At 74.2% G+C, this 430-nt stretch carries 1 protein-coding gene; it reads right to left on the bottom strand.

Annotation, left to right across the window (positions count from 1 at the left end; all coding sequences use genetic code 11):
* Positions 1 to 16: 16 nt before the first annotated feature.
* The gene (locus ACSNOK_RS33425) at positions 17 to 334 is read right to left on the bottom strand and encodes a TadE/TadG family type IV pilus assembly protein (protein WP_436784532.1); all 318 of its coding nucleotides are present in this window, start codon (positions 332 to 334) and stop codon (positions 17 to 19) included.
* Positions 335 to 430: the final 96 nt, after the last annotated feature.

Here is a 430-nt window from a genome sequence, read left to right as displayed (position 1 = left end):
CCACTCCCCCCACTCCTCAGTCCTCCCGCGCCACGCCCGCCGTGCCGCCCACCGCCCATGGCCAGTCGACCGCGTTCGGTACGAGCACCGGCACCTTCAGCTTGACCGTCGCCTTGTAGACGTCGCCCTCCCGGCCGCAGTCGATGGAGCCGGTCCGCCACTCCCCCGGCAGGTCGGCCCGGGCGGCCGCCGCGCAGTCGCGGCCCACCGCTCCGGCGCGGGCCGCGCGGTCCGCGGCGTGGCCCGCGAGGGAGTAGGTGTAGCCGACCAGGACGCACTGCCAGACGACCGCGAGGGCGACGAGGATCATGGGAAAGATCCCGGCGAACTCCACGGCCACCTGCCCCCGGTCCCCGCCCCACCTGCGGAACCGGCGAAACGGCGAGGCCGACGGCGCCGGAACGGGGGTGAGCCTGTCTCTTATACACAA

Source organism: Streptomyces sp. URMC 126 (assembly GCF_051386555.1).
GTDB lineage: Bacteria > Actinomycetota > Actinomycetes > Streptomycetales > Streptomycetaceae > Streptomyces.
The sequence above is the reverse complement of the archived record's forward strand: the minus strand, read 5'-3'. Positions and strand labels throughout refer to the sequence as shown.